The organism is Tibeticola sp., from assembly GCF_022759015.1.
Classification (GTDB): Bacteria; Pseudomonadota; Gammaproteobacteria; order Burkholderiales; family Burkholderiaceae_C; genus Tibeticola; species Tibeticola sediminis.
On record NZ_JAEMQB010000053.1, the window covers coordinates 47,141 to 53,225 of the forward strand.

Here is a 6,085-nt window from a genome sequence, read left to right on the forward strand (position 1 = left end):
TGGCTGCGGATCAGCCCGCTGCCGCCTGCTCGGGCTCGGAGGGCTCTGTGGGCTCGGCGCGCGACCCTCGTCCCTCTTTCTTCGGTAGCGCTTGGATGTCGAGGCTCACCTCGCCCGCATCGTCGACATCGACCGTCAGACGCCCGCCCTCGGTCAAGCGACCAAACAGCAGCTCGTCTGCGAGCGAGCGGCGTATCGTGTCCTGGATGAGCCTCTGCATCGGCCGCGCGCCCATGAGCGGGTCGAAGCCCTTCTTCGCCAGATGCTTGCGCAGCTTGTCCGTGAACGTGACCTCGACCTTCTTCTCGGCCAGCTGGGTCTCGAGCTGCAGCAGGAACTTGTCGACCACGCGCAGAATGACCTGCTCATCGAGCGGCTTGAAGTTCACGATGGCATCGAGCCGGTTGCGGAACTCGGGCGTGAACAAGCGTTTGATATCCGCCATTTCGTCGCCCGCCTGGCGCGGGTTGTTGAAGCCGATCGTGGGCTTGTTCATGGTCTCGGCACCCGCGTTCGTCGTCATGATGATGATGACGTTGCGGAAATCAGCCTTGCGCCCGTTGTTGTCCGTCAGCGTGCCGTGGTCCATCACCTGCAACAACACGTTGAAGATATCCGGATGCGCCTTCTCGATTTCATCGAGCAGCAGCACCGCGTGCGGCTTCTTCGTCACGGCCTCCGTCAGCAGGCCACCCTGATCGAAGCCCACATAGCCCGGCGGCGCGCCGATGAGGCGGCTGACGGCGTGGCGCTCCATGTACTCGGACATGTCGAACCGAATCAGTTCGATGCCCAGGATGTACGCCAACTGCCGTGCTGCCTCGGTCTTGCCGACGCCGGTGGGGCCGCTGAACAGGAATGAACCGATCGGCTTATCCGAGCGCCCCAGGCCCGAACGCGCCATCTTGACGGCGCTGGCTAGGGTCTCGAGCGCCTGGTCCTGCCCAAAAACCACGCTCTTGAGGTCGCGTTCGATGTTCTGCAATTTGCTGCGGTCGTCATTCGAGACGTTCGCGGGCGGAATCCGCGCAATCTTCGCGACGATTTCCTCGATTTCGGTCTTGCCGATGGTTTTCTTCCGTTTGGACGGCACGAGGATGCGCTGGGCGGCACCCGCCTCATCGATCACATCGATGGCCTTGTCCGGCAGGTGCCGATCGGTGATGTACTTGGCCGACAACTCGGCCGCCGCTTGCAGGGCCGCGTTGGCGTATTTGACGCTGTGGTGCTCCTCGAAGCGCGACTTCAACCCTTTGAGAATTTCCACGGTTTCCGCGACGCTCGGCTCGACCACGTCGACCTTCTGGAAGCGACGGGACAAGGCCGCGTCCTTTTCGAAAATGCCACGAAACTCCGTGAAGGTCGTCGCGCCTATGCACTTGAGCTGACCGCTCGACAGTGCGGGCTTGAGCAGGTTCGAAGCGTCGAGCGTGCCGCCTGACGCTGCCCCTGCCCCGATCAGCGTGTGGATCTCGTCGATGAACAAAATGGCATGCGGCCGGTCTTTCAGGGCCTTCAGTACGGCCTTGAGTCGCTGCTCGAAATCACCGCGGTACTTCGTGCCCGCCAGCAGCGCGCCCATGTCGAGCGAATAGACCTGAGCATCCGCCAGGATCTCCGGGACATCTTTCTGGACGATGCGCCAAGCCAAGCCCTCCGCAATCGCGGTCTTGCCGACGCCCGCCTCGCCGACCAGCAGCGGATTGTTCTTGCGGCGGCGGCACAGAATCTGGATGACCCGCTCGACCTCGTACTCACGGCCAATCAACGGATCGATCTTGCCTTCCTTGGCCAGCTGGTTGAGGTTCTGCGTGTACTGCTCGAGCGGCGAAGCCTTCTCGCTGCGCTCGTTGCCGCCCGTCGCTTCCTCGGCATCGCTCGGGCGCTCCTCGCTGCCTTGCGGCGGCTGCGGATCGGTCTTCCGGATGCCGTGGGCAATGTAGTTGACCACGTCCAGCCGCGTCACCCCCTGCTGATGCAGGTAATAGACCGCGTGGGAATCCTTCTCGCCGAAGATCGCCACGAGCACATTCGCCCCGGTCACTTCCTTTTTGCCGTTGCCCGTGGACTGCACATGCATGATCGCGCGCTGGATGACGCGCTGAAATCCAAGCGTCGGCTGGGTGTCGACCTCTTCGGTCCCGCCAACCTGCGGCGTGTTGTCTTTGATGAAATTGGTGAGGGACTTGCGCAGGTCATCGAGATTGGCCGCGCAAGCCTTGAGCACCTCCGACGCACTGGGGTTATCCAACAGCGCCAGCAAGAGATGCTCGACCGTAATGAATTCATGGCGCTGCTGCCGGGCCTCGACGAAGGCCATATGCAGGCTTACTTCCAACTCTTGCGCAATCATGGTGCTTCCTTTTTGCTAACCGCCTAACCGCCTAAACCCGTCCTTTGCTGGCAGATGTTCCTGTTGATCCCCATAGATCGGGCAGGTTCCCCGCTCTTCAATCCGCCGGTTCCGCCACACACTGCAACGGATGCCCCGCCTGCTGCGCCGCATCCATCACCTGCTGCACCTTCGTTTCGGCCACGTCCCGACTGTAGACGCCACAAATGCCTTTACCCTCCAAGTGGATTTTGAGCATGATTTGGGTCGCTGTCTCGCGGTCTTTGCCAAAAAAATGCTGCAGGACTTCGACCACGAACTCCATCGGCGTGTAGTCGTCGTTGAGCATCAGCACACGGTACAGGCGCGGCGGCTGGACCCGCTGCCGCTGCCGCTCAACGACCAGTGAAGCCCCCTGCCCGTCATCGTGCAGAGGACCTGATGGCAGCATAGGACCAGAGGGCGAGTTCATAGGCATGGATTCATTCTATCGACTGATCCAAGCCCTGCGCACCTGGGCTGATATTCCCCAGGCACGGCAAAAAAATAGCCCGGGAACTCCGGGCTGACGGACTGCTTGCCCCACGGGGTCAGGACCGGGGGGCTTTCGATGAGACGGCACTGCAAGAGAAGCCCGAACGCCTGCGCCGACAGCGATGTGCGGACGCGATGCGGCGCGCTCGCCGAGCCTTACGGCAACGCTGGGCAAGCCCCACGCGCGTCGCGCATCGCGGGAACTGCTTCAGCGTTACCTTTACATGTGGTCGATCATCACCTGCCCGAAGCCCGAGCAGCTGACCTGGGTCGCCCCCTCCATGAGGCGAGCGAAGTCGTAGGTCACCTTTTTGCTCAAAATGGCCTTTTGCATCGAGCTGATGATGAGATCGGCCGCTTCGGTCCAGCCCATGTGGCGCAACATCATCTCGGCCGACAGAATCTCCGAGCCCGGGTTCACGTAGTCCTTGCCCGCGTATTTGGGCGCCGTGCCGTGTGTGGCCTCGAAACAAGCGACCGAATCGGACAAATTGGCGCCGGGCGCGATGCCGATGCCCCCGACCTGCGCCGCCAGAGCATCGGAAATGTAGTCGCCGTTGAGGTTGAGCGTAGCAATCACCGAGTACTCGGCCGGACGCAGCAAGATCTGCTGCAGGAAAGCATCGGCAATCACGTCCTTGATGATGATTTCGCGCCCCGTTTTCGGGTTTTTGAACTGGCACCATGGACCGCCGTCGATCGGCTGGGCGCCGAACTCACGCCGAGCCAGCGCGTAGCCCCAGTCGCGGAAGCCCCCTTCCGTGAACTTCATGATGTTGCCTTTGTGCACCAGGGTGACGCTGGGCTTGTCGTTGTCGATGGCGTATTGGATCGCCTTGCGAACCAGCCGCTCGGTGCCCTCAATCGAAACCGGCTTGACGCCGATCGCCGAGGTTTCGGGGAAGCGGATTTTGGTGACGCCAAACTCTTCTTGTAGGATTTTGATGAGCTTTTGCGCCTTGGCCGACTTCGCCTCGAACTCGATCCCGGCGTAAATGTCCTCGGCGTTCTCGCGGAAGATCACCATATTGGTCTTCTCCGGCTCCTTGACCGGCGAAGGCACGCCTTTGAAATACTGAACCGGCCGCAGGCAGACGTAGAGGTCGAGTTCCTGACGCAGCGCAACGTTGAGCGAGCGGATCCCGCCCCCCACGGGCGTGGTCAGCGGGCCCTTGATGGACACGACGTACTCGCGCAGCGCATGCAGCGTTTCTTCAGGCAGCCAAACATCGGGCCCGTAGACGCGGGTCGACTTCTCGCCGGCGTAGACCTCCATCCAGTGGATCTTGCGCTTGCCGCCATAGGACTTGGCAACCGCCGCGTCCACGACCCGGATCATCACCGGCGTAATGTCCACGCCCGTTCCGTCGCCCTCGATGTAGGGGATGATGGGCTCGTCCGGGACGTTGAGCGAGAAGTCCGGGTTGACGGTGATTTTTGTTCCGGCGGCGGGGATTTGGATGTGTTGGTACATGACGGTCTCCAAGGGTTGAGCTGTTCGCATGAAGCGACGAATCAGCTTGGGGTCGACGACACTTTTTGAGTGCCTTCTCTATTCTATCCACCCCCACCTGACGGGGGGCGGACGCACGGCTCAACCGCCGATCCGTTATAAATGGAGGGTGCCGACTCCGACGCGCTGAAGCTGACCGCGGACCCAGGTCCCGTGCAGCACACGGCAGCAGTTCCCTGCTGTCCACCAGCATGATCGCGCGGTGCGTTCTTCCACTTCTTCCACCCATACGAGACAAACCGATGAAAACCAAGCTCACCTCCGCCCTGCTTGCAACCCTGTTCGCCGCTGGCGCATTCGCTCAAGCGGCCGCTCCGGCCACGCCTGCAACGCCAGCGGTTCCTGCCACCCCTGCAGCGCCTGCGGTGACTCCTGGCCCGGCGGCCGGCATGCCGATGACCGCAGCCACCGAACACCGCGCACACAAGGCAACGAAAGCTCACAAGGCTCGCAAGGCCCATAAGGCGAGCAAGAGCCACAAGGCCAAGAAGGCGCACAAGGCCAAACGTGCAGCCACCTACTGAACGGACGATGACGCGCCGCGGGCCAAGGATGCGACTCGTTGGCCTCGCGGCGCTCGCCGTCGCCCTGCTTGCGCCCTTTTCGATCCGCGCGCAAAGCTCGACGTCAGCCGAAGGCCCGCAGCGGGATCTTCCGCGGGTGCGTCTGACGGCGGGCATCCACGTCATCGATGCGCAGGTCGCCCTAACCGAGGAGCAGCGGCGCATTGGGCTGATGAATCGCCGCGATTTGGCACCGTCGGAGGGAATGCTGTTCGTGTTCGAGCAGCCGGGGGTTCAATGCTTTTGGATGAAAAACACGCCTCTGCCCTTGACGGCCGCGTTCGTTGCCGATGATGGAACCATCGTGAACCTGGCCGACATGCAGCCGATGTCGACGCAAACCCACTGCTCGGCTCGGCCGGTTCGCTTTGTGCTCGAAATGCATCGGGGCTGGTTTGCGAAGCACGGCATCTCTGCCGGTCAACGCCTGCGGGGCGTGCCCTTCGAGCAATGAGGAGAGGGCCGCTGACCGCTCGCTCGCCGGGGCGAGCGCTGGTGAGCAGGGCCGTTTGAGCCGAGGAAACGCTGCCCGTATTGGGCAGAACCGCCGCCTAGGGAACCCCATCATCCGATCCGGGCGAGAAAAAAGCCGGCCCCAAAAGGCCGGCTTCCATAGAAGCGACAGGGGCTCGCCCCCGTAAAACCGCCCTTTACGCCGCGGCGTTGAAGTTCGCCTCGGCGAACGACCAATTCACCAAGTGGTCGAAGAAGGTCTCGACGAACTTCTGCCGCAGGTGGCGGTAGTCGATGTAATACGCGTGCTCCCACACGTCGACGGTCAACAAGGGCTTGTCCGGCGTGGTCAGGGGCGTGCCCGCTGGCCCCATGTTCACGATGTCCACGGTGCCGTCGGGCTTTTTCACCAGCCACGTCCAACCCGAACCGAAATTGGCGACGGCAGACTTGACGAACGCCTCCTTGAAGGCCGCATAGCTGCCCCACTTGGCGCGGATCGCCTCGGCCAGCGCGCCTTGCGGCTCGCCACCGCCATTGGGCTTCATGCAGTTCCAGAAGAACGTGTGGTTCCAAACCTGAGCGGCATTGTTGTAGATGCCTCCCGGCGGCGCGGTCTTGACGATTTCCTCCAGCGATTTGTTCTCGAATTCCGTACCCTTTTGCAGGTTGTTCAGATTCACCACGTAG

6 protein-coding genes are annotated in these 6,085 nt (G+C 62.1%); 2 read left to right on the top strand and 4 right to left on the bottom strand.

What is annotated here, in order from left to right; genetic code table 11:
• Positions 1 to 10: 10 nt before the first annotated feature.
• The 3 genes from clpA to icd all read right to left on the bottom strand — a co-directional run bounded on the left by clpA (position 11) and on the right by icd (position 4,340).
• Complete coding sequence (gene clpA, locus JHC36_RS03225; RefSeq protein WP_287915781.1) at positions 11 to 2,353, bottom strand: ATP-dependent Clp protease ATP-binding subunit ClpA; 2,343 nt, start codon at positions 2,351 to 2,353, stop codon at positions 11 to 13.
• A 97-nt stretch (positions 2,354 to 2,450) separates the two neighbouring features.
• Positions 2,451 to 2,810 (bottom strand): ATP-dependent Clp protease adapter ClpS, encoded by a 360-nt coding sequence (gene clpS, locus JHC36_RS03230; protein ID WP_124221506.1) that lies wholly within the window; start codon positions 2,808 to 2,810, stop codon positions 2,451 to 2,453.
• A 276-nt stretch (positions 2,811 to 3,086) separates the two neighbouring features.
• Entirely contained in the window at positions 3,087 to 4,340 is a 1,254-nt protein-coding gene (icd, locus tag JHC36_RS03235; protein WP_124221504.1) for an NADP-dependent isocitrate dehydrogenase, read from the bottom strand.
• A 281-nt stretch (positions 4,341 to 4,621) separates the two neighbouring features.
• On the opposite strand from icd, the gene JHC36_RS03240 reads away from it, so the two are divergent.
• Both JHC36_RS03240 and JHC36_RS03245 read left to right on the top strand, forming a co-directional pair.
• Positions 4,622 to 4,903 carry a hypothetical protein gene (locus JHC36_RS03240; protein WP_287915784.1) on the top strand — a complete coding sequence of 94 codons (282 nt, stop codon included), beginning with the start codon at positions 4,622 to 4,624 and terminating at the stop codon, positions 4,901 to 4,903.
• Between the two features lie 28 nt (positions 4,904 to 4,931).
• Positions 4,932 to 5,396, top strand: coding sequence for a DUF192 domain-containing protein (locus tag JHC36_RS03245; protein ID WP_287915787.1), 465 nt, complete (start codon positions 4,932 to 4,934; stop codon positions 5,394 to 5,396).
• Positions 5,397 to 5,592: 196 nt separating this feature from the next.
• Here the strand turns inward: JHC36_RS03245 and JHC36_RS03250 are convergent.
• On the bottom strand, positions 5,593 to 6,085 hold a 493-nt coding region (locus JHC36_RS03250; protein ID WP_287915790.1), incomplete at its 5' end, for a Fe-Mn family superoxide dismutase.

What these genes read in the sequence shown, in the direction of transcription:
- clpA (WP_287915781.1), bottom strand. Translation starts at nt 2,353, where the DNA reads ATGATTGCGCAAGAGTTGGAAGTAAGCCTGCATATGGCCTTCGTCGAG.
- clpS (WP_124221506.1), bottom strand. Translation starts at nt 2,810, where the DNA reads ATGCCTATGAACTCGCCCTCTGGTCCTATGCTGCCATCAGGTCCTCTG.
- icd (WP_124221504.1), bottom strand. Translation starts at nt 4,340, where the DNA reads ATGTACCAACACATCCAAATCCCCGCCGCCGGAACAAAAATCACCGTC.
- JHC36_RS03240 (WP_287915784.1), top strand. Translation starts at nt 4,622, where the DNA reads ATGAAAACCAAGCTCACCTCCGCCCTGCTTGCAACCCTGTTCGCCGCT.
- JHC36_RS03245 (WP_287915787.1), top strand. Translation starts at nt 4,932, where the DNA reads ATGCGACTCGTTGGCCTCGCGGCGCTCGCCGTCGCCCTGCTTGCGCCC.